This window comes from Mycolicibacterium canariasense, from assembly GCF_002101555.1.
Classification (GTDB): Bacteria; Actinomycetota; Actinomycetes; order Mycobacteriales; family Mycobacteriaceae; genus Mycobacterium; species Mycobacterium canariasense.
This window is the reverse complement of sequence record NZ_LQOL01000066.1, coordinates 1-22,660: the sequence shown is the minus strand read 5'-3', so window position 1 is coordinate 22,660 and position 22,660 is coordinate 1. Positions and strand designations below refer to the sequence as shown.

General features: G+C 63.5%; 16 protein-coding genes and 1 pseudogene. 7 read left to right on the top strand and 10 right to left on the bottom strand.

Annotated elements, in window-relative coordinates; all coding sequences use genetic code 11:
* Positions 1–26: 26 nt before the first annotated feature.
* Complete coding sequence (locus AWB94_RS23605; RefSeq protein ID WP_043985036.1) at positions 27–1,172, bottom strand: acyl-CoA dehydrogenase family protein; 1,146 nt, start codon at positions 1,170–1,172, stop codon at positions 27–29.
* A gap of 138 nt (positions 1,173–1,310) precedes the next feature.
* Here AWB94_RS23605 and AWB94_RS23600 point away from each other — a divergent pair, with 138 nt between their 5' ends.
* Positions 1,311–2,027 carry a TetR/AcrR family transcriptional regulator gene (locus AWB94_RS23600; protein WP_234711386.1) on the top strand — a complete coding sequence of 239 codons (717 nt, stop codon included), beginning with the start codon at positions 1,311–1,313 and terminating at the stop codon, positions 2,025–2,027.
* A 23-nt stretch (positions 2,028–2,050) separates the two neighbouring features.
* Here the strand turns inward: AWB94_RS23600 and AWB94_RS23595 are convergent, their stop codons facing one another.
* The 8 genes from AWB94_RS23595 to AWB94_RS23560 form a co-directional block, all read right to left on the bottom strand.
* Positions 2,051–2,851, bottom strand: a complete 801-nt coding sequence (locus AWB94_RS23595) for an SDR family NAD(P)-dependent oxidoreductase (RefSeq protein ID WP_234711385.1) — start codon at positions 2,849–2,851, stop codon at positions 2,051–2,053.
* 163 nt (positions 2,852–3,014) lie between these two features.
* The gene (locus AWB94_RS23590) at positions 3,015–4,472 is read right to left on the bottom strand and encodes a cytochrome P450 (protein ID WP_043985034.1); all 1,458 of its coding nucleotides are present in this window, start codon (positions 4,470–4,472) and stop codon (positions 3,015–3,017) included.
* A 154-nt stretch (positions 4,473–4,626) separates the two neighbouring features.
* Positions 4,627–6,216, bottom strand: coding sequence for a flavin-containing monooxygenase (locus AWB94_RS23585; RefSeq protein WP_043985033.1), 1,590 nt, complete (start codon positions 6,214–6,216; stop codon positions 4,627–4,629).
* Between the two features lie 62 nt (positions 6,217–6,278).
* Entirely contained in the window at positions 6,279–7,241 is a 963-nt protein-coding gene (locus AWB94_RS23580; protein ID WP_062655123.1) for an alpha/beta hydrolase, read from the bottom strand.
* Positions 7,238–8,752: a flavin-containing monooxygenase gene (locus AWB94_RS23575; RefSeq protein ID WP_043985121.1), complete on the bottom strand. Its 1,515-nt coding sequence runs from the start codon at positions 8,750–8,752 to the stop codon at positions 7,238–7,240. Before AWB94_RS23575 ends, AWB94_RS23580 begins: the two co-directional genes overlap by 4 nt.
* A gap of 86 nt (positions 8,753–8,838) precedes the next feature.
* Positions 8,839–10,506, bottom strand: coding sequence for a flavin-containing monooxygenase (locus tag AWB94_RS23570; protein WP_062655124.1), 1,668 nt, complete (start codon positions 10,504–10,506; stop codon positions 8,839–8,841).
* Complete coding sequence (locus AWB94_RS23565) at positions 10,503–11,426, bottom strand: hypothetical protein (protein WP_011895451.1); 924 nt, start codon at positions 11,424–11,426, stop codon at positions 10,503–10,505. Before AWB94_RS23565 ends, AWB94_RS23570 begins: the two co-directional genes overlap by 4 nt.
* A 31-nt stretch (positions 11,427–11,457) precedes the next feature.
* Complete coding sequence (locus tag AWB94_RS23560; RefSeq protein ID WP_011895452.1) at positions 11,458–12,294, bottom strand: SDR family NAD(P)-dependent oxidoreductase; 837 nt, start codon at positions 12,292–12,294, stop codon at positions 11,458–11,460.
* A gap of 141 nt (positions 12,295–12,435) precedes the next feature.
* On the opposite strand from AWB94_RS23560, the gene AWB94_RS23555 reads away from it, so the two are divergent.
* Positions 12,436–13,077 (top strand): TetR/AcrR family transcriptional regulator, encoded by a 642-nt coding sequence (locus tag AWB94_RS23555; protein ID WP_105386749.1) that lies wholly within the window; start codon positions 12,436–12,438, stop codon positions 13,075–13,077.
* A 147-nt stretch (positions 13,078–13,224) separates the two neighbouring features.
* Here the strand turns inward: AWB94_RS23555 and AWB94_RS23550 are convergent, their stop codons facing one another.
* The gene (locus tag AWB94_RS23550) at positions 13,225–14,424 is read right to left on the bottom strand and encodes an acyl-CoA dehydrogenase family protein (protein ID WP_372508921.1); all 1,200 of its coding nucleotides are present in this window, start codon (positions 14,422–14,424) and stop codon (positions 13,225–13,227) included.
* 106 nt (positions 14,425–14,530) lie between these two features.
* On the opposite strand from AWB94_RS23550, the gene AWB94_RS23545 reads away from it, so the two are divergent.
* The 5 genes and pseudogenes from AWB94_RS23545 to AWB94_RS23525 form a co-directional block, all read left to right on the top strand.
* Positions 14,531–16,132, top strand: coding sequence for an acyl-CoA carboxylase subunit beta (locus AWB94_RS23545; RefSeq protein WP_043985027.1), 1,602 nt, complete (start codon positions 14,531–14,533; stop codon positions 16,130–16,132).
* Between the two features lie 5 nt (positions 16,133–16,137).
* Positions 16,138–18,153 (top strand): ATP-binding protein, encoded by a 2,016-nt coding sequence (locus AWB94_RS23540; RefSeq protein ID WP_011895456.1) that lies wholly within the window; start codon positions 16,138–16,140, stop codon positions 18,151–18,153.
* Positions 18,154–18,211: 58 nt separating this feature from the next.
* A complete protein-coding gene (locus tag AWB94_RS23535; protein WP_043985026.1) occupies positions 18,212–19,366 on the top strand; it encodes an acyl-CoA dehydrogenase family protein in 1,155 nt (384 codons plus the stop codon).
* Between the two features lie 127 nt (positions 19,367–19,493).
* A complete protein-coding gene (locus AWB94_RS23530) occupies positions 19,494–21,050 on the top strand; it encodes an acyl-CoA synthetase (RefSeq protein WP_062655125.1) in 1,557 nt (518 codons plus the stop codon).
* Between the two features lie 267 nt (positions 21,051–21,317).
* Positions 21,318–22,594: pseudogene (locus AWB94_RS23525) on the top strand (IS1380 family transposase); the annotation flags it as partial.
* Positions 22,595–22,660 lie beyond the last annotated feature (66 nt).

Genomic DNA, 22,660 nt, shown 5'->3' with positions numbered 1-22,660 from the left:
TAACCAATCTAGCGGTCGAATTCGATCTAAAGCGACCGAGCAATGATCTCCTTCATAATCTCGTTTGTCCCACCGTAGATCTTCTGAACGCGAGCATCGGCCCACATCCTGCCGATGGGATACTCGGTCATATAGCCGTAGCCGCCGTGGAGCTGCAAGCAGTCATCAAGGGCGACCATCGCACGCTCAGTAGTCCACCACTTCGCCATCGCGACAGTGGGGATGTCGAGTTCACCGCGCAGATGGCGGGCGACGCAGTCGTCGATGAAAACGCGGCTGATATGGGCATCGGTGGCGACCTCGGCAAGTTTGAACTTGGTGTTTTGGAAGGCGAAGACAGGCTTGCCGAAGGCATGCCGATCCTTGGTGTATTCAACAGTGAACTCGAGCGCTGTTTCTAGTACTGTCACTGCACCAAGCGCAAGGATCAATCGCTCTTGGGGAAGTTGCTGCATCAACTGAATGAATCCCAGTCCTTCAGTCGTACCCAGGAGGTTCTCTACGGGAATGTGCACGTCTTCGAAATAGAGCTCGGAGGTGTCCTGGCCGCGCTGACCGACCTTGTCCAACACCCGACCCCGCCGGAAGCCCGGCCGATCGCCTTCGACCAACACCAACGAGATTCCGTTAGCTCCGGCAGTCGGGTCGGTCTTGGCGACGACGATGATCAAGTCGGCCTGAGCGCCATTGGTGATGAATGTCTTGGAACCGTTGACAACGTATTCGTCTCCAACGCGCAGTGCCTTGGTCGTAACAGATTGGAGATCGGAGCCCGTGCCTGGCTCCGTCATCGCAATCGCGCCAACCATCTCACCAGTTGCCAGTCGGGGCAGAAAACGTTCCTTCTGCTCGTCGGTGCCATACTCGAGCAGGTAGTGGGCGACGATTCCGCTATGCAGCGCCGCACCCCATGCTGAATCACCGATGCGGGCCTGTTCCTCGATCAAGACCGCCTCATGGGCGAATGTTCCACCACCTCCGCCGTACTGTTCGGGGATTGACATGCACAGCAACCCCAGATCACCCGCCCGGGTCCACAGGTCTCGATCCACGTGGTGCTGCTCGATGAAGCGGGCACTGTGCGGCGCGATCTCCTTCTCACAGAACGTGCGCGCCAAATCGCGGAGTGCATCGAGGTCGTCGTCCATCCAGCTAGAGCGATTGGCTGCCATTAGAGAGTCCTCACTGTTATTACTTGCGCACCGATCCCGCAATGGGTCTCGCTACACGCTTATGGGTACATGGTGTACCACGAAACGGACACTGGGTACAACACGTACCCAGAACTTTCCAGAGCGCGGGGCGCTACGGTGAGCATCGTGGAGCGAAAGCAATGGGCGGACACCACAGCGGGACGCCGTGCAACCAGTAAGTTGCCAGGCCGCGAACTACGTCGTGAACAGATCATCGAAGCAGCGCTCAGCGCAATCGAAGACAACGGACCCCACGCACTCACCGGCCAGATCGCAGACAAGGCCGGTTTAGTCCGCACGCACTTTTACCGCCACTTCGCAAGTAAAGAAGAACTCGATCTGGCCGTCGCCCGCCACGTCCACCGCGAACTCACTGCAAAGATTCGCCTAACTCTGGATGTGCAGGGATCACCGCTAGACGTGATTCGCGCGCCGGTCACACAGCACGTCATATGGGCTGACGAACACCCCAACCTCTATCGGTTCTTGGTGAACCGACACTATCGGCGCAGCACCGAGAAAACCTCGCCCGGCACCAGTGCATTCGCCTCCGAACTCGCCGTCGCGGGTGCCCGTTACTTTCCTCGCTACGGCGAGGACTCAGAGGCGGCAGACCGCAATGTCGCCGCCATCATGGGCCTGATGGACGCTTCGGTCCTATGGTGGCTGGACCATCGCGACTCCACTCGTGACGAACTCGTCGTTCGATTGACACGGCAAACCTGGTTGATAATCAATGACAGGCTGCAGGAACTGGGATTCCAGCTTGATCCCCACTTACCACTCTGCGAACCGAAAACCTCATCAGGTACAACTCGAGCCTCCCCACGCTAAACCCTCCGTCTTAGACACCGCCATCAACGATGATTGCGTTGGCGCCGCTCACCAACGCCGCGCATCAACGCGAAAGCTTTCAACCCGAGCGACGGCGCAGCATCGCTAGTGCGCGCAACTACGCCGCGCCACCGAGGAACTACCCGGAATATCTGGCGACTCTCCAGCAACTCGAGTCCTGCGCGGGCCACGGCCGCCGCATCCATTGGACGAGGTCCGGCGAACAGTAGCGCCGCCCCAGGGTCGGCGACTCGGTCGGTGACCATTTTCGTACTCACCACGTCGGGGCATAGCGCCCGGGCACGGATTTGCAATCCCGCATGGTCAAGATCGCCTTGCAGCGATGTGGTGAACGACAATACGGCGGCTTTAGTGGCTGCGTACATCGCGAGTCCAGGGATGGGGGCCAGAGCCGAGAGCGACGCGATGTTGAGGATCGCACCCCCACCTGCGCCCATGGCGGCAACTGCCGCGTGTGACCCGGCAACGACACCTCGTACATTTACATCGAGGATCGACGCAATCTCGGCATCGCTGTGACTCCAGCTGTTACCCGCGATTAGGATCCCAGCGTTGTTTACCCACACCGCCAGAGGGCCAGCGGCTAAAGCCTGAGCAGCGACTTCCCGATGACCCGACGGATCTCGTACGTCGTGCGTGGCGCTCCAAGCGCCACCGCCGACCTCGGTGGCAGCGCGCTCCGCCGCGTCGCCATCGACATCCGTGAGCAAAACCTTGTGACCGGCAGCGGCGAGTTGTCTCGCGATCTCCAGACCAATCCCTCGACCTGCTCCTGTGACGACGGCTGTTGATGGTTCTAGCATGACCATCCTTTCCGGCAGTTTGCGTAGGTTTGCCGACTACGGTTCGCCGGGGTTTGTTGAGGATCTCCGAGGCCACTTGGAGGACTGCGTCGATTCTGCCGGCGCCCTGTGAGGGCGATGTGCTCGGCCAAGCACTCAAAAGTCTCGTGGAATGACCTAGATATCATCGGCGACACAACGTAATAGGTAGGCCGTCGACAGGGACAGGCAGGGACGTATTGTCCCACCGAACGCGGTAGCCGTCATCCAGACTCCAGGTGAATTCCCGCAGCATCTCGTGCAGTATTGCCTTCACCTCCAAGGTGCCGAAGTGCATCCCGATGCACTTGTGCGCGCCTCCTCCGAACGGAAGCCAGGCGAAGCGGTGGGCGTGATCCTCGCGCCGTGGCGGCTCGAATCGCGTTGGGTCAAACCGGTCCGGCTCGGTCCACACTGTGGGCGCAAAGTGGTTGACCGCAGGCGTGATGGCGACAAGCACTCCGGAGGGGACGTAGTAGCCATCAATTGCGGTGTCGGTCACCGTCTTACGCATAACCAACGGTACCGGTGCAACTAGTCTGAGCGACTCCTTGATGACCAAGTCCATCGCCGTGAGCCCCTCCAGGTCCTCAATGTCCGGCAGATCGTCGCCTAGACGGTCAGACTCAGCACGAAGTCGATCCTGCCATTCAGGATTCTTCGCCAAGAAGTACGCCACAGCGGCAGTGGTGATCGTTGACGTGTCATGAGCGGCCATCATCAGAAAGATCATGTGATTTATGATGTCCGCATCAGTGAAGCGTTCGCCGTCCTCGGCGCGCGCCTCACATAGCGCGGCGAATAAATCATCATTCTGCCCCGAGCGTGCCGCCGGTAAGTGCCGGGCGAAGTACGCCTCCAGCAACCGGCGACCGCGCACTCCGGCGCGGTACCGCGTCCCGGGCAGAGGAGCACGCACGATCGCACTGGCAGCGCGGACGGTTGCTACAAAGGCTCGATTTACTGAACGGCTGTCCTCTTTCCCGCGGCCGCCCATGAACACATCGGTTGCCACGTTGAGCGTCAAATCCTTCAACAGGGGATACAAGCGGACACCCGAACCGGTCGGCCACTTCGGTACGCTAGAACGAACCGATGGCCCGACCTGCTTGACATAACCGGTTAGTCGCGGACGTGTGAACGCCTCCTGCATGATTCGCCGATGCATCAGATGCTCATCGAAGCTCATCAGCATCAGCCCCCGATGAAAGAACGCATCGATGAGAAAACCCCAACCATCTTGCGAGAAAGCCTTGGCTTTGGTGGTGAGTGCTTCTTGAGTTGCCTGCGGTCCCGCAATGACGACCATCTTGGTGCCAAACGCCCCCATCCACGAGACCGAACCAAATCTCTCGTACCGCTCTCTACTGAGGTCAGAGCCGAAGCGAATGTAGTCCAGTGTGTGGCCAACGAGAGGCAATCCCTGATCGCCGATAACTGGCTTCAATCCGCTACCTGTCGGCGGCGCGGCAAGTTCGCGAACCGGCCATCGTCGACTCACCTCCTGGATAGCGCGCTCGACGCGCTGCGGGAGGGGATTCAGTAGTACCGACGACAGACGGTCACGGGACTTGCTTGCCGAACCGGACGGCGATTTGGTCATCGAGTGCCCCCTTGATGTTGTTTCTCGCATTATCGGAAGGATTTCACCCATCGTTTACACCGGTGACCACCCTGTCAACGGCGATCACAGTTGCCGCTCGAATGTCAGCGACTCCCCGCCGTCCTCGGATACCCGTCACTGAACAGAGCCGCCACTAGTCGACGCTATCGGCCCCGCTGGGGGCATAGGGCATGTCGGCCAGATGGGTGTTGGCCGGCTCGGGTGTCCCCCTGCGCGACGAGTTCGCGGGCGCGGGACGCGACAGGACGTAAGCGCGCCGCTTCGGCCTGCGCGCACGAAGGCGATACAGGAAGGTCGGGCTGGGCCAGTTGGTGGATATCGAACCGCGCGCCGAGCGATACCAGCTCGTGCACATAGTCCACACGGATTTGTCCAGGCGGCGACCCAACCGGTCGTTGAAGCGCTTCTCCACGTCGGCACGCACCTCGATGACACTTCGCGGATGGGCACGGAGAACCTTCATCAACCTGACGATGTGTCGGGCCTGCGACTCGAGCATGTAGACAATCGACCCGGATCCCACGTTGGTGTTCGGCCCGTACATCATGAGGAAATTCGGGAAATCTGGCACCGACAGGCCGTAGTAGGCGTGCGCGCCATCTGCCCACACGTCCGACAATGTTCGGTCCGAACGGCCGTGGACCTCCATCGGGGAAAGAAACTCGGTGGCACTAAAGCCGGTGCCGTAGATGATGACGTCGGCGGCATGGAATTCGCCGTCCACCGTGCGAATTCCGCCGGGTTCTACTGCCTCAATATCGTCGGTCACCAGTGCGACGTTGGGACGGGCGAGTGCGGGGTAGTAGTCGCTGGAGAACAGGATCCTCTTGCATCCGGGCGCATAGTCCGGTGTCAGTTGGGAACGCAGCCGCGCGTCGTGCACCTGGCGACCTAGGTGCCTGAGGGCGACGCCGCCAAGGACTCGCGCCACTGGCTTCGCATCGACGAGTGCCAACGCCAAGAACTCGAATATCGTCCAGATCATCAGACGTTCGCTGAGCCGCAGAATGGGTAACTTGCGCAGCAGTTGGTGATGCCGCCCACCGTACTGACGATCGAATTTGGGCAGCACCCATGGGGCTGACCGTTGGAAAACATCCAAGTGCGCGGCGCATGCAGCGACCACCGGGACGAATTGCACCGCACTTGCGCCAGTGCCGACGACCGCAATGCGCTTGCCGCTGAGATTCAGATCGTGGTCCCAATTGGCGGAATGAAACGACGGGCCCGCGAACCCCGACATTCCAGGAATGTTCGGGATCGAAGGGCGCGACAGCTGTCCCACGGCCGAAATGACGACATCACACTCCAATTCTTCGTTGGAAGTCGTGGTCAGACGCCATGTGTTCGAGCGCTCATCGAAGGCTGCCTTGGCGACTTCGGTCTTCGTCCGAAGGAGGGGCAGCAATCCACTTTCGTCGACGACGCGGCGAAGGTAGGCGAGGATGTCGCGTTGTTCCGCGTAACGCCGGCCCCACGTGGGATTTGGCGCCGAGGAGATCGAGTACAGCTGCGACGGGACATCACAGGCCGCCCCCGGGTAGGTGTTCTCCCGCCAGACTCCCCCGACACCATCGCCCTTTTCGACGATGAGGACCCTGTCGAACCCCGCGCGTGTGAGGCGGAGTGCCAGGGTAATTCCGGCGAAGCCGGCGCCGATGATGACGATCGAGGGGTTACCAGGGGGATTGTCCTGGGTTTGTTCAAGTTTCACGGGTTTCATCGTTAGCTCATACAACCTTCGTGCTGGGGCGCCTCGTGGTCAAGGCGTGCGCAGGGACGCTGTCAACGGACGGTGGCCGAAGTAGCCAAGAACTCGCCACCGAGCCTGAGGGCCTCACGCGCTTCTGGCAGTAGGCGAAACATCGCCTGGAAGACATGGATCTGGCCGCGGAAAACTTGCAACTGCGAGGAGACCCCTGCAGTTTGCAGACGTTTGGCAAAGACTCTGGAGTCGTCGAGCAACATCTCTCGTCCGCCGACCTGAATCAAAGTTGGTGGCATGTCCGTGAGATCAGCATCGAGCACGCTTATCCTCGGGTCGGCTGGATCGGCGCCCGCCACGTACAGACCCATTGTTCTCGACGCAGAGATGGCGGACGCAAAGGGGTCCCGTCTGCGCAGATCACGGTCCATCGCAAGTTGACATGTCAAATCCAGCACCGGCGACATCAGCAGCATGGCATCCGGCGTCGGCAGTCGATGTTCCCGAGCGCCAAGCGCCGTCGCCGCAGCAAGCTGGCCGCCTGCGGAATCTCCGGCGAGCGCCACCGTGCCAGAAGACGCGGTGATCGCGCTTCCCTCTGTCAACCATCGATAAGCGATCAGTGCATCATCTGCGGCCGCCGGGAAGGGATATTTCGGGACCAATCGATAGCGCACGGCAAATACCGGCCTGCGGGCGGCCGCGGACAGTTCGCTGATGAGGCCACGGTGGGTCTCGGGAGAGCACATAGAAAATGCGCCGCCGTGTATATAAAGAATCGGCGGAGCATCCGAGGCCACGTTGGCCGCCTTGACCCAGTCGCCTCGCACACGTTCACCGGCGAAGGGCGTGTCTACCTTCTCGACACTGATTGCGCGCCTTGGCCGCGACACCACGAGTGTTCCCCGTAGCACGCGGTCCATGACCGCGAAGCCATGCTCGTTGGCCGGAATCACCTGCGTGAGAGGTCGAAGAACGCCTCGCGCCGTTGCCGCGACCAGGTGGCTCGCCATGCTCGGATTCGGCCTGGCAGGTGAACTCATCCGGCGGTGACCACCTTCTGTGGGGCAGTGTCCGCCTTTTTCGCCGGTCGTCGTTCGAAACGGTAGTCGGCCAGGTCGAATCGTCGACTGCGCCAGATCGACTCGACCGTCGTCGTCGGACGCAGAGGCACGTCCCCATGCTTGTCGAAGTAATAGCTGTTCGCGCCCGCGCAGCTGTCCTGCCAGAAGACCTGCGTATGCCGCCGTGCCAGCATCTCCGCGAAGAAGCGTTGATTCGCCTCCTCGCGTACCTCGACGTAGTTCGAGCCGGCCGTCCTGGCCTGCCGGAGGCAACGGAGAATGTGACCCGCCTGTGCCTCGATGAGTGCGAAGTAGGACGAGCCGTTGTATCCGTACGGGCCAAACACTGAGAAATGGTTCGGGAATCCTGGCACGCTGACGCCCTCATATGCCTGGAGTCGGTTCTCGTCCCACCACTGTGCCTGGTCTCGGCCGGCGACACCTCTGAGCGAGTAGGTGGGCATGCTGTCCGATTCCATGACCTTGAATCCCGTTGCCAGCACGAGCACGTCGATCTCGTGTCTGGCGCCATCGGCCGTAATTACCGCGGTCTCATCCACCCGGGTGATGGGGTTGGTTTCAAGATGGACGTTGCCGCGGTTGAACGTCTTGAGATATTCGTTGTGAAAGCTTGGCCGCTTGCAGCCCAGCGCGTAGCGCGGTGTCAGCTTATCCCGAACGACCGGGTCTGTGACCTGCCGACGCATGTAGCTGATCGCTGCACGCTCGATCGCCGACGCCAGCGGTATGGCGGTATGGAAGTGCGCTGCGACGGGAAAGGTGAGTTCGACAAACGCCTGGCTGGCTGCCCGCGCGGCGATCTGCGCTCCGGGTGCGAGCCGGAGAAGAGCACTCAGCGGGCGGGGCACCGCGAAGTCGAATTTCGGTAGACACCATATCGGGGTGCGCTGAAAGACGGTGAGTGTGTCCACGTCCTTGGCTATCGAGGGGATCAGTTGCACCGCCGAGGCGCCCGTCCCGATGACGGCGACCCTCTTTCCGGTGAGGGTCTGCTGGTGGTCCCAGCGCGACGTGTGCATCGTGACCCCGCCGAAGTCCCCGACCCCCGGTATGTCCGGCGTTTTTGGTCGCGTGAGAACCCCGGAGGCATTGATGACGAACCTGGCTGTCAGTTCCTCATCTGTCGAGGTGAACAAACGCCACAATGTCGATTCTTCGTCGAACTCAGCCCTCACAACCGTGACTCCGAAGCGGATGCGCGACGCGAGGCCATATTTTTCCACGCAATGCTTCGCGTAGTTCTTCAGTTCGATCCCCGGCGCATAGGTACGTGACCACGACGGGCGTTTCTCAAAGGAGAATTGGTAACTATATGACGGAATGTCTACTGCAATCCCCGGGTAGGTATTCCAGTACCAGGTTCCACCCACCCCTTGGGCCTCATCAACGATGAGGAAGTCTGAGAAACCTTCCTTCAGCAGCTTGATGCCCACCCCGATCCCGGAGAATCCAGCCCCGATGACCAATATCTCGTGGGTGGGGACCTCGTGGGTGGGGACCTCGTACGTAGAGGCTCCGGAGGTGGGGGCATTCTCGTCGCCCGCGACATGGACACTCAAGCGTCTTTCCTCACTCTCGAGGCTGCGCGCTTAGGCGGTACTTTCCCGACGCCCACGTCCAGGATGTCGGCTTTGACGTCAGACCGCGTTGGCAGGGCGCCTGCGCTTTTTCGGCCCTGGGCTACCTTGGCCTTGCGGCCCTGGGCAACCTTGGCCACATTCGAGCCGTTTTGGGCGTGTTCGGTTGGGTGGTGCTCAGTTCGTGCGGTTGTCGGGGTCGTTACATAATCACCCATGTCGACCTTGGACAGTGCGCGCACGAACTGGGTGGCGAAACCGGGGTACATGGTGCCGTTGTATCCGTCATTCGTGAGGTACCAGCTCTTGCAACCCGAATTCCAAGTCGTACTTCCCAACCGCTGCTGTACCTCGCCGTGGTAATTATTTTGCCGATCTTCGCGGACCTCGAGCGTACTGAGATCATTCGCGATGATCGCGCCGATGGCTTTGACGATGTAGTTGATCTCGGCCTCCATGTACACGAGGGCCGAGTTATGGCCGGGCCCTGAATTCGGACCGAAGGTGAAGAACAGATTGGGATAGCCCGCAACGGTGACGCTCCGGTACGCATAGGCGCCCTGGGACCACTCGTCGGAGAGCTCACGACCAGCTGCGCAGATGGGAAAAGGCGTGCCGGCCTTGCATACATCGAAGCCGGTGGCAAAGACGATGCAGTCCACTTCGTGTTCGATGCCATCTGCGGTCCGTATGCCATTCGGCGACAGGGTCGCGATCGGCCATGAGATGAGCTTGCAGTTGTCGCGTTGAAGAGCGGGGTAGTAATCGCTGCTCATCAGCATCCGTTTGCAGCCGGCGCGGAAGTTCGGCGTCAGCTGGCGCCTGAGCCAAGTATCCGATACCTGCCTCCGTAAATTCGCCTTCGCCACCAGCTGGATGCCGGTGGTGACCGGGGTATCCCAGACCATGCCGACGGCCATGAGCTCGTGCACCCAGAACCACGCCTGCCGTGCGGCTTTCTGCACGAGAGGCGCTCGACGAAACGCCGTGCGCGCCCACTGCGGATGGGAGAAGTCGGGCCGAGGGAGGACCCAGCCGGGGGTGCGTTGGAAGACCTTCACCGACCGCGCAGTCTTCACCAGTTCGGGAATGATCTGAACAGCGCTGGCTCCGGTGCCGATCACGGCGACACGTTTGTCGCTCATGTCGTAGTCGTGATCCCAACGCGCACTGTGGATCTTGTGACCATCGAAGGTGTCCAGTCCGCGGATGTCCGGCAGGCTCGCATTCGCCAGCGGCCCACTGGCCATCACTGCGGTGCGCGCCGTGAACTGCGAGCCGTCAGCTGTCTGCGCCGTCCACAGTGCGCTTTCCTCGTCGAACTCCAGACCGGTGACGTTCACTCCGAACCGGATGAAACGCGACAGCGAGTACTTGTCCACCATCGTCTTGATGTAGCCGAGGATCTCGGCGCTGCCCGAATACGCGCGGGACCAGTCCGGATTTTGCTCGAACCCGTAGGAATAGAGCAGCGACGGGATGTCGCACGCCGCGCCGGGATAGGTGTTGTCCCGCCAGGTACCACCCACCTCGTCGGCACGTTCAAGGACAACGAAATCGTCGATACCCTGTTGTAGCAACCGGATTGCGGTTCCCAGGCCGGCGAAACCCGCACCGACGATCAAGACGGTCGTGGTGTCGCTCATCTGGCCACCGGTTCGTAGGTCAGCTCTTCTGTCCACGTCGGTGACTTACCGAGCACCTCGGTGGGGAAGTGGTCGATCGCGGTACCCAGCCGCTGCGAAATGAAATGCAATGGCTGAGAACGCTTGATGCTGGCGGACATGTGAGCCTTCAAGATGTGGTAGCCCGGAACGCGGCGCGTGAACTCACTACGATCTCCGACGTTCTCGTACCGCATCACCGCGTTGTAGAGCTTCTCCTCCGACAATCCCATGGCGTTGAGATTGGTCAACATCCTGGTGAGCAACGGCACGTAGAGGACGCCGCCGAGAAGGATTCTCGGGTCGATGAGCGCCCCCATCGTCTGAGTCGCATGAATGCGCATGGGGCTGGCGCCGAGGTCGTTCAGAACCTGGAATCCCACTGCCAAGTGCCGCGATTCGTCGTTGTTGACCTTGTTGAAGACCTCGGCGCAGAGCGGATCCTGCACCTCGTCGAGAAGGAACTTGAGCAATGCTCCGTCGAGCGCAGTCTCCAAGGCTGGGATCGCCGCTCCGATCACCGTCAGCGGGAGGGCCTCGGCGTATCGGTCGATCCACTCGATGACCAGTCGAATATTCTTGTTCGGCACCGGGATTTCCCCTTCCTCGAGCATCCCCCACCGCTGCATGAGCGCCAGCTCCGCGTTGGCGTGCCGCTGCTCCTCGGCATGGAAATACCGGTAGATGTCACCTAGAGCCTCGAACGGCGCTTTCGGCGCCATGGCGGCGAACGCGCGTGCACCGACGTGTTCTATCCACACCACGTCAGCCATGAACTGCTTCAGTTCGGGCCGCTGCTCATCAGTGATTTTATCGGCGCCCGGCGCATCCCAATCGATGTCGGCCAGCGCCCACTGCCGATTCTTGATCGTCTCGAGCATATCGCTGTATTTGAATGCCATTGGAGTCTCCTTTGTCTTTGTCTGGAATGACTTAGCGCGCGATTCGCTCAACCAAACCGAGCGCACGGGTATACGTGGCAGGCACTGCCCGCTTAAATAACCAGAGAATCTTCGCGTCGACTTGGGGTAGGACGTGCAACTGACCGCGATCGTTCGCGTCCAACGTTTTGCGCGCCACCGATTCCGCCGACACGCCGGTCCACTTCATCAAATTCGTTGCCAGCTTGGCGGCCGACTCCTCAATACCAGGGTTATCGACGATGTTGGTCTTGACAAATGTCGGGCACAGTACAGTCACCGCCACACCAGTACCACTCAGCTCGGCCGCCAAAGTCTCGGATAGCGAGAGCACGCCGGCCTTGCTGACGTTATAGGCACCCATCCGGGGCGCTGCTCCAAAACTTGCAGCCGATGCGACGTTGATAATTCCCCCGCTGCCCTTCGCACGAAGTCGCGGTACGAAGATCTCGCAGCCGTAAATCACTCCCCACAAGTTGACTGAAAGTGTCGCTTCCCAGTCCCGCTTGGGCGTCGCGCCGATGACATTGCCACCGATTCCGATGCCCGCGTTGTTGATCACCAGGCTGGCTGCCGCGCCGAACCACTTCTCGGCGCTGTCGGCGAGTTCGCGGACCTGCTCTTCGTCCGTGACATCGCATGCGATGTCGAGCCCCTCGCCGCCGGCTTGGACGACGAGCCCGACCGTCTCCTTGGCACGCACCGGGTCGATGTCGGCACACACCACTCGTCCACCTCTACGGGCGAGCTCCACCGCGAAGGCACGGCCAATTCCGCTGCCCGCTCCCGTTACGACCGCGTTGGCGCGGCGGCTCAGGCGAGGCGGTCTGTCCCACCTCAAGATATCCATCACTACTGAATCCTTTGCAGATTACGGCGACGCCTGACCTGTGAGACAAGCCGGCCTGCAGCCATCTGGTGGCGGCGAACACAATTGTGGTCGCCTGCCACCAGTTTGATGCGGCGCTCCTGCCTTTGTCAAGATGTATTCGTGCGGACAAAGGCAGCAAGGTGGGGCGGGCGTACTGGCGCCGAACGACGGGCTGACCGGCGGCGGCGCCTAGTGAACGCGGCGACGGAGATCTGGACGGAAAGCGGATGGGCTGCCGTGACAATGCGTGGGGTCTGCTCCAGAGCCGCGCTGAACGACCGATATTTCTACGAGGAGTTCAAGACGCGCGATGAGTTGCTCGTAGCAGCGTGGGACAACGTGCGGGACGAGATGCTCGGCGAGGTTTCGGCAACATTTGCCGAACGCGTCGGTCAACCACCGATCGAAACCATTCGCGCCGCAATCTCGATCGTTGTTCTCCGCATCGCGCAGGATGCCGGGCGAGCACAGATCCTGCTGACACAGCACGTCGGCAGTTCAACATTGCAAGATCGCCGAGCGGTGGCCTTGCAGGAAGCAACCCAGCTCGTCATGGCCGCCAGCAAGCCGCATCTGAAGCCTGACGCAGACGAAATGGCCTTGCGCATGGACACGTTTGTAGCGGTCGGCGGCTTCGTCGAACTGATCAGCGCCTGGCACGCAGGACTACTCGTCGACGTAAGTCAAGTCGACATCGTCGAACATACGAGCAGACTTGCTGAAACACTGGCTCGCCGCTACGTGGTTGATACGTCTCGCTAGCTGGTACTCGGGATGCAATTTCCCGGTGGCGAAGGCTGCATTGGCCGCAGGGGGCGTGACACACCGTTGACTTACCTTAGAAACGGTGGAAGGTCCGTCTCGTCGACCTGCCAAGCCGACGCTCCTGCTGTCGAATGGCGGCTTCACTCAGAGGCCAATCTGCTTGGCGATGATCTCCTTCATGATTTCGGTGGTGCCGCCCCCGATACCCAGGATGCGCGAATCGCGATAGTGCCGTTCGACCTCGGTCTCGCGCAGATAGCCCATGCCACCGTAGAGCTGCACGGCGGTGTCGACGGCAAGCGCACAGGCTTCCACGGCCTGGTTCTTCGCCATCGAGACCATCCGCACGTCGGTGTCACCCGCGATGATGCGGTCCACGGCGGCGCGGGTATAGGTACGGGCAACGTCTACGGCCGTGGCCATGTCGACGATCTTGTGCCGCACCACCTGTCGGGTGGATAGCGGTCGACCGAAGGTTTCGCGCTGCTTGACCCACTCCAGCGTCAGGTCGAGGCAGCGCTGGGCCGTGGCGTAGCACTGGACGGCGATGAAAGCACGTTCGACTTGGAACTGTTGCATGATCTGCAGGAATCCGCTGCCTTCGGGGCCAACCAGATTGACCACCGGCACGCGCACGTCGCTGAATCCGAGTTCAGCGGTGTCGGAGCACAGCCAGCCCATCTTCTTCAGTGTCCGCGAGACCGCGAAACCCGCGGCGCCACGCTCCACCACGAGCAGTGAAATCCCCGACGGGCCCGGGCCGCCGGTACGCACGGCGGTGGTCACGAAATCGGCGCGGACACCCGAGGTGATGAACAGCTTCGCACCGTTGACCACGTAATGGTCGCCGTCGCGCCGTGCGGTAGTACGGATGCCGGCGACGTCAGAACCGGTGTCGGGTTCGGTGATGCCGAGGCTGCCGATCTTCTCCCCGGCCAGGGTCGGCACCACGAAGCTGCGGATCTGCTCGGGATCGCCCTGCGCGGCCATATGGGGCACTGCGATGTGATGCGTAAGTAGGCTGGCCAGCAAGCCCGAGGAGCCGCCGGCCTCCATCACGGCCTCGGTGAGCAGCACCAGGTCGCGCAGGTCACCGCCGGAGCCACCGATCTCTTCCGCGAACCCGATGCCCAGCAACCCCGCTGCGGCTGCGCGGCGGTGGAGTTCTCTAGGGAGTTCTCCGGCGTCCTCCCAGTCTTGCAGGTGAGGAACGATCTCCTTCTGGGTGAACGACATGGCGAGGTTGCGCAACGAGATGCGCTCGGGCGTCATCCACGGGTCGGCTGCGGCCGCCTCCGCTTCCCGCTGATCCGGCTGTTTCATGTGAGTTGCTCCTGCTGTGATCACTCGGGGACGGCACGATTGCCACGTCGACCCCATTGTCGTCGAATGTTAATGACCGATAACGTAGCGTGTCAGGAGATCGACGTTGATGTCACCTGGAGGAAAGTTGATTGACGTCCTGCCCGACCGGGTCGACACCCGCGCGCCGGTATACCTCGAGAATCGCGAGGGACTCATCGCGCAGCTCCATGCGCTCGCCGAACAGCTGGCGTTGGCCAACGGTGGCGGCGGCGAGAAGTACGTCGCCCGGCACCGTAGCCGCGGCAAGATGCTGGCTCGGGAGCGCGTCGAGCTGCTCATCGACCCCGACACGGCCTTCCTGGAACTCTGTCCGTTCGCGGCGTGGGGCACGAAGTTTCCGGTGGGCGGCAGCGTTGTGGTCGGCATCGGCATCGTCGAAGGCGTCGAGTCGATGATCATCGCGCACGACCCGACCGTGCGCGGCGGAGCCTCGAACCCCTACACCTTCCGAAAAGTGTTCCGGGGCATGGCAGTCGCCCGCGAGAACCGGCTGCCCATCATCAACGTCGTCGAGTCGGGCGGGGCGGACCTGCCCACGCAGGCCGAGATCTTCGTGCCCGGGGGCCAGCTATTCAACGACCTCACCCAGCACAGCGCGCAGGGCCTGCCGACACTGGCGCTGGTATTCGGTAACTCGACGGCAGGCGGCGCGTACATCCCCGGCATGTGTGATTACGTGGTGATGGTCCGCAACCGGTCCAAGGTCTTCCTCGGTGGTCCGCCGCTGGTGAAGATGGCGACCGGCGAAGTGTCCGACGACGAGTCGCTCGGCGGCGCCGACATGCACGCCCGCACCTCCGGGCTGGCCGACTACATGGCCGAGGACGAGCAGGACGCCATCCGGATCGGGCGGCGCATCATGGCCAGACTGAACTGGCGCAAGCTCGGGCCCGGCCCGACACAGCCACCGACCCCCCCGCTGCGAGACCCCGACCAACTCCTCGGGATCGCTTCGGTGGACCCGAAGGTTCCCTTCGACCCACGTGATGTCATCGCCCGAATCGTGGACGGGTCCGCCTTCGACGAGTTCAAGCCGCTATACGGCACCTCGCTGGTCACCGGTTGGGCCTCGATCCACGGATACCCGGTAGGGATCCTTGCCAACGCGCGCGGAATCCTGTTCAGCGAGGAGGCGGAGAAGGCCGCCCAGTTTATTCAGCTGGCGAACCAGATCGACACGCCACTGGTGTTTCTGCAGAACACCACCGGCTACATGGTCGGCGCGGAGTACGAGCAGGGTGGCATCATCAAGGACGGCGCGAAGATGATCAACGCCGTCTCCAACAGCGCTGTCCCACACCTGACGATCGTGATGGGCGCGTCCTACGGTGCGGGCAATTACGGGATGTGCGGGCGGTCCTACTCTCCCCGCTTCCTGTTCACCTGGCCCAACTCGCGTTCGGCCGTCATGGGCCCGGCCCAGCTCGCGGGCGTGCTGTCGATCGTGGCCCGCGAGTCGGCCGCCGACCGGGGGCTCCCGTTCGACGAGGAGGCCGACGCCCAGATGCGCGCTGCCGTCGAGGGCCAGATCGAGCGTGAGTCGTTGGCGCTGGCCAACAGCGGCAGGCTCTACGACGACGGGATCATCGACCCGCGCGACACCCGTACCGTTCTCGGGTTCTGCCTTTCCGTGGTCCACAACAGCGAGATCCGTGGCCAGCGTGGCTACGGCGTGTTCCGGATGTGATGGCGATGCCCGTGATCAAGAAGCTGCTGGTGGCCAACCGGGGAGAGATCGCCCGACGCGTGTTTCGCACCTGTCGCGAACTCGGCATCGCGACCGTCGCCGTGTACTCCGACGCCGACGCCGACGCCTGGCACGTGGACGATGCCGACGAGGCCGTCCGGCTACCGGGTTCCTCGCCGGCGGAGACCTACCTCGACGGTGACCGGGTGATCGCCGCCGCCCTCCTCACCGGCGCCGACGCCGTGCATCCCGGCTACGGCTTCATGTCGGAGAACGCCGGCTTCGCGCGGGCCTGCGCCGACGCCGGGCTCGTGTTCGTCGGCCCGCCGCCGGATGCCATCGACGCGATGGGTTCCAAGCTGACGGCCAAGGCGATGATGGCCGATGCGGGCGTGCCGGTTCTCCCGGGCGGCGACGCGACCGGCCTGGACCCCGACAAGCTGCGCAAGCTCGGCGCCGAGATCGGCTACCCGCTGCTGGTCAAGGCGAGCGCGGGTGGCGGCGGGCGCGGCATGCGGGTTGTCGAGTCGGCCGACGACCTCGACGGAGCCGTGGCCTCGGCCTCGCGCGAGGCGATGTCGGCGTTCTCGGACGGCACGGTGTTCCTCGAGCGGTACGTGCAGCGTCCCCGCCACGTTGAGATCCAGCTGTTGGCCGACATGCACGGCACGGTTGTCTCGCTGTTCGAGCGGGAGTGCTCGGTGCAGCGCCGCCACCAAAAGGTCATCGAGGAGGCGCCCTCGCCCGTCGTCGACGACGACCTGCGCGCCCGGATGGGCGCGGCGGCGGTCGCGGCGGCACAGGCCGTGGGTTACGTCGGGGCCGGAACGGTCGAGTTCGTCCTCGACGCGAACGGCGGCGATGACGACGGGACGTTCGCCTTCCTGGAGATGAACACCCGGCTGCAGGTCGAGCACCCGGTCACCGAACTCGTCACCGGGCTCGACCTCGTGCGCCTGCAGTTGCTGGTGGCGATGGGTCGGCCACTGCCTGCCGAGGTGAGCAAGCCGCGGATCACCGGCCACGCGGTCGAGGCCCGGCTCTACGCCGAGGACCCCACGAAGGGCTACCTGCCGCAGACCGGAACGCTGCGCACGATGCAGATCCCCGACCACGTCGGGGTCCGGGTGGACTCCGGCGTGCGCGACGGCTCGGTGGTCAGCCACCACTATGACGCCATGCTGGCCAAGGTGATCGCCTGGGCGCCCACCCGCGCCGAGGCGCTCGGCGCGCTGTCCGCCGCGCTCGCCGGCGCCCGGATCCACGGACTCACCACCAACCGGGATCTGCTGGTTCGCGTTCTGCGCCACGACGAGTTCGCCGGACGCGGCACCGACACCGGGTTCCTCGACCGCCACGACGTGGCCGACCTCGGCGCAGCCCTCATCGACCGCGACGGGGAGGGCTTGCACGCCATCGCGGCCACACTCGCCCAGGTCGCGGGACGCCGCGCGGCGGCCCCCGTCCAGCCGACGCTGCCTGCCGGGTGGCGCAACAACCCGTCCCAACTGCAGTCCACCGGATGGCTGACCGCCGACGGCCGCGAGCGTCGGGTGGGCTATGCGCTGCTCCGCGACGGCGTCGAGGTCGAAGTCGACGGCAAGCCCGTCGAAGACGTCAGCGTGCTCGTGCAGCGGCCGGACCGGGTGGTCCTGGAGACCGGCGGGGTGCGGCGCGGCTACGACGTCGTCCTCGACGCCGACATTGCCTATGTCGACAGCCCTGCCGGGTCCACTGCGTTTACGCAGGTACCACGGTTCCTGGACCCGAGCGCGCTAAAGCCGGCGGGCTCGCTGACGGCGCCTATGCCGGGTTCGGTGATCCGGCTGCCCGTCGCCGCGGGCGACGTCGTGACGGCCGGGCAGGCGCTGGTGGTGGTGGAGGCGATGAAGATGGAACACACCATCGTCAGCCCAATCGACGGGATCGTCGCCGAGCTTTCGGTCGAGGTGGGTCAGCAAGTGTCCACCGGCGATGCCCTCGCGGTGGTCGGAGCGGCCGCCGGTGCAGATCAGGATTGAGCACCATCGGACCCGTCACCGGCCCCGGTGGCCGGTGACATCGAAGTAGGAGAGCGGTATGGAACTGCACGAGACCGAGGAGCGGCGAGCGCTGCGCAAGGCCGTGTCCGAGATCGCCAAGGACTTCGGGCACGACTACTACGTGGCCAAGTCGCTCGGCGGGGAAAAGAGTTCGGAACTCTGGCACGCCGTCGGGGAACAGGGGTTCCTCGGGATCAACATCGCCGAGGAGTACGGCGGCGGTGGCGGCGGCATCTACGACATGCAGATCGTCGGTGAGGAACTGGCCGCGGCCGGCTGCCCGCTGCTGATGACGGTGGTCTCCCCCACCATCTGCGGCACGATCATCCAGGCTTTCGGCAGCGACGAACTCAAGGCACGCTGGCTGCCGGGCATCGCCAGCGGCGAGGTCATCATGGCGTTCGCGATCACCGAGCCGGATGCGGGCTCGAACTCGCACAACATCTCCACCTACGCCAAGCGCGTCGGCGGGGATTGGATACTCAACGGCACCAAGTACTACATTTCCGGCGTCGACGAGGCGGAGGCCATCCTGGTCGTCACCCGCACCGCGACCGACGACCGCGGACGCGGACGGCTGAGCCTGCTCGTGGTCCCGACCGACGCGCCCGGGCTGACCAAGACCCTCATCCCGGTACAGGCGGTGACACCTGAAAAGCAGTTCACGCTGTTCTTCGACGACGTGCGGGTGCCGGCCGAGAACCTGATCGGCGCGGAAAACGACGGTTTGCGTCAGGTATTCATGGGCCTCAACCCCGAACGCATCATGGGCGCCGCCCTGGGAAACGGCATCGGCCGCTACGCGCTGGACAAGGCCTCTGCCTACGCGCGCGAGCGCAAGGTCTGGGACGTGCCGATCGGAGCCCACCAGGGCCTGTCCCACCCGCTTGCGCACGCTAAAATCCAGCTGGAGCTGGCCCGGCTGATGACCCAGCGGGCGGCCTCATTGCACGACGCCGGCGATCCCGGTTCCGCGGAGGCGTCGAACATGGCCAAATACGCTGCGGCCGAGGCGGGCATCCTCGCCCTCGACCAGGCGATCCAGACCCACGGCGGCAACGGGTTGGCCACCGAGTACGGGCTGGCCACTCTCTGGGGCCCGGCACGGCTGATGCGGACCGCGCCGATCAGCCGAGAGATGATCCTCAACTACGTGGCACAGCACAGCCTCAACCTGCCACGATCGTACTGAGCATCCTTCATCCGTTCCTGTCCGCTTCCGTCTACCAAGACGGACAGTGGTGATCGGTCGCCCGCCGGGGCCGGGTCCTGCCTTAACGAGCATTTGTCAACCAAAACTGCCGAGGAGGCAAATCAACATGGATCGCGGTATCGGTCAGTGGGTCACCAAACGGGCCTTCCTCAACGGGCAGCGCACAGCGCTCGTCCAAGGTGACACCAGCTTCACGTACTCCGACTTCGATCGGCGCACCAACCAGGTGGCCTCGAGCCTGTTGCGTCTCGGTGTCCGTAAGGGGGACCGGGTGGCCATACTGCTGGTGAACTCGGTCGAGTTCCTGGAGGTCCTCCTCGGCTGCGCGAAGATCGGCGCCATCACCATCCCGATCAACGTCCGGCTCGCCGGCCCGGAGATCGGCTACATCCTCGCCGACTCCGGCGCCGACGTGTTCGTGTTCCACGCGCCGCTAGCAGCGGCGGCGGTCAGCGCGCTGACCGAGCCTGGGGTCCGGGTCCGCCACACCCTCCGGGCCGGGGGCGCCCCGGCCGACGGCGAGATCCCCTACACCGACCTGCTCTCCGACGGTGCGCCCGCGCCACTCGACAGCGACGTCGAGGGCCGCGACCCCGCGTTCATCATGTACACCTCGGGCACCACCGGCCGCCCGAAGGGCGCCATCCTCACCCACGACAACCTACTGTGGAACGCCATCAACGTGCTGGGCGCCGAACAAGGCCTGACCGGCAGCGACGTGACTGTCGCAGTCGCCCCGATGTTCCACATCGGCGGGCTCGGGGTACATACGTTGCCGTTGCTCTACGTCGGCGGGACCAGCGTGATCCTGCCGTCGTTCGACCCGGTGGGCACGCTCAAGGCGATGGCCGAGAGCCGGGCCACCGTCCAGTTCATGGTGCCGGCGATGTGGTCGGCGCTGACCCAGGTGCCCGACTTCGACTCCTACGATCTCTCCGCGTTGCGTCTGGCCATGGGCGGCGGCGCACCGATGCCGCTGACTGTCATCGACTTCATGCAGCAACGTGGCGTCCCCTTCACCGAGGGATTTGGGATGACCGAGACTGCACCCATGGTCTCGGTCTTGGACGCCGCCAACATCACGACGCGGGCCGGATCAATCGGCCGGGTCGCCATGCACGTCGATGCCCGCATCGTGGACGCCGACGACCGGGACGTCCCGGCCGACACCGTCGGCGAACTCCTGGTGCGCGGACCCAACGTGTTCGTCGGGTACTGGATGAAGCCGGCGACCACCGCCGAGGCCTTCCGGGGCGGCTGGTTCCACACCGGCGACCTCGGCCGGATCGACGCCGACGGCTACATCACGCTCGTCGACCGCAAGAAGGACATGATCATCTCGGGCGGGGAAAATGTCTACCCCATCGAGGTCGAGCAGGTGCTGTTCCGTCACCCCGGTGTGCTCGACGCCGCGGTGGTCGGCGGTCCGGACGACAAGTGGGGTGAGCGCGTCGTCGCGGTGGTGGTGGCCGACCCAGCCGCCGAGCAGGAACCCAGCGCCGACGAACTGATCGCCTGGTGCCGCGAACGGCTGGCGCATTTCAAGTGCCCCCGCGAAGTGCACCTCCTTCCCGAGCTGCCCCGCAACGCCACCGGCAAGCTCCTCAAGACCGAGCTGCGCAAGCGATTCACCGGCGTCGAGGGCGGCGTCGTCCAGCGCTGAGGCACGACACCGGAGGCGGAGCGCGGGTTTGGGAAGTGTTGTCACGACGAGTAGCCACGGTCGCCGCTGCAAATAGCTGAAGATGTTAATCGTCGCTAACGTCTAGCGCGTGGCAAGACCACGCGCGCCACTTGTCGGATGTTCTTATCCTCGATCCACCGATGAATTGGCTGGTCGTGGGGTGTCGGAATGAGGAAAGTGCCCTCTGAGCTGCGATGATGAGTGTTCTCTACGCACTTATCGGCACAACTCGGAAAGGCACTTCCGGTGCAAGTGTCCCATAGGTTCGCCGCATCGTCGGCGGTCTTCGATGATGAGCGTCTGGTGTCGTGCGCAGGCCTGGTACCGGTGATGGCCCTTGCCGAGCAGACCGGACTGTCATCGTCATTGGCCGACAAAGTTCGGTTCAGCTGCGAGCGGGTCAAGTCCGGTGCGGCCAATCCGTCGCCGAAGCTGACCACGCTGATCGCCGGGATGTGCACCGGCGCGGACAGCATCGACGACCTCGACGTAGTTCGTAGCGGCGGGATGAAGACCCTGTTCGGCGAGGTGTACGCCCCGTCGACCATCGGAACCTTGTTGCGGGAGTTCACCTTCGGCCATGCCCGGCAACTGGAGTCGGTGCTCAGTGAGCACGTGGGCGCTCTGTGCGAGCGTGTCGATCTGTTGCCCGGCGCCGACGGGCGGGTGTTCATCGACATCGACTCACTGCTGCGCCCGGTCTACGGCCAGGCCAAACAAGGTGCGAGCTACGGCCACACCAAAATCGCCGGCAAGCAGATCCTGCGCAAGGGTCTTTCCCCGTTGGTGACCACCATCAGCACCGAACACTGCGCTCCGGTGATCACCGGAGCACGACTGCGGGCGGGCAAGACCAACTCGGGCAAAGGCGCGGCCCGCATGATCGCCCAAGCCGTCGCCACCGCCCGCGGCGCCGGTGTCACCGGGCGCATCCTGGTGCGCGGCGACTCGGCCTACGGCAACAGCAGCGTGGTCACCGCCTGCCGCCGCGCCGGTGCCCGGTTCTCGCTGGTGCTGACCAAGACCGCCGCAGTCGTCGCGGCCATCGCCGACATCAATGACACCGCGTGGATCCCGGTGTGCTATCCCGCCGCGATCCCGACACCGGTGCCTGGATCTCCGATGCCGAAGTCGCCGAAACCACCTGCACCGCTTTCAGTTCCACGAAGACTCCGATCACGGCACGGTTGATCGTGCGCCGGGTCAAAGACGCCCGATACCCCGACGCCCTGTTCCCGGTCTGGCGATATCACCCGTTCTTCACCGACACCGACGAACCCGTCGACGTCGCTGACATCACTCACCGCCGCCACGCGATCATCGAAACCGTGTTCGCCGACCTCATCGACGGACCCCTGGCCCACATGCCCTCGGGACGTTTCGGGGCGAACTCTGCCTGGATACTGTGCGCGGCCATCGCCCACAACCTGCAGCGCGCCGCCGGCATCCTGGCCGGCGGTGCACACGCGGTGGCTCGCGGCGCCACCCTGCGCCGACGCCTCATCACCATCCCCTTCCGCGTCAGAGATCGGTAACCAGGACTCGGTTTTAATTCTCCGCATTTTTGCTGGTTCGATCACCGGACCGGA

Coding starts and splice junctions, on each gene's coding strand:
- AWB94_RS23570 (WP_062655124.1), bottom strand. CDS start 10,506: ATGAGCGACACCACGACCGTCTTGATCGTCGGTGCGGGTTTCGCCGGC.
- AWB94_RS23595 (WP_234711385.1), bottom strand. CDS start 2,851: ATGCTAGAACCATCAACAGCCGTCGTCACAGGAGCAGGTCGAGGGATT.
- AWB94_RS23590 (WP_043985034.1), bottom strand. CDS start 4,472: ATGACCAAATCGCCGTCCGGTTCGGCAAGCAAGTCCCGTGACCGTCTG.
- AWB94_RS23580 (WP_062655123.1), bottom strand. CDS start 7,241: ATGAGTTCACCTGCCAGGCCGAATCCGAGCATGGCGAGCCACCTGGTC.
- AWB94_RS23605 (WP_043985036.1), bottom strand. CDS start 1,172: ATGGCAGCCAATCGCTCTAGCTGGATGGACGACGACCTCGATGCACTC.
- AWB94_RS23530 (WP_062655125.1), top strand. CDS start 19,494: ATGGATCGCGGTATCGGTCAGTGGGTCACCAAACGGGCCTTCCTCAAC.
- AWB94_RS23585 (WP_043985033.1), bottom strand. CDS start 6,216: ATGAAACCCGTGAAACTTGAACAAACCCAGGACAATCCCCCTGGTAAC.
- AWB94_RS23535 (WP_043985026.1), top strand. CDS start 18,212: ATGGAACTGCACGAGACCGAGGAGCGGCGAGCGCTGCGCAAGGCCGTG.
- AWB94_RS23540 (WP_011895456.1), top strand. CDS start 16,138: ATGCCCGTGATCAAGAAGCTGCTGGTGGCCAACCGGGGAGAGATCGCC.
- AWB94_RS23560 (WP_011895452.1), bottom strand. CDS start 12,294: ATGGATATCTTGAGGTGGGACAGACCGCCTCGCCTGAGCCGCCGCGCC.
- AWB94_RS23565 (WP_011895451.1), bottom strand. CDS start 11,426: ATGGCATTCAAATACAGCGATATGCTCGAGACGATCAAGAATCGGCAG.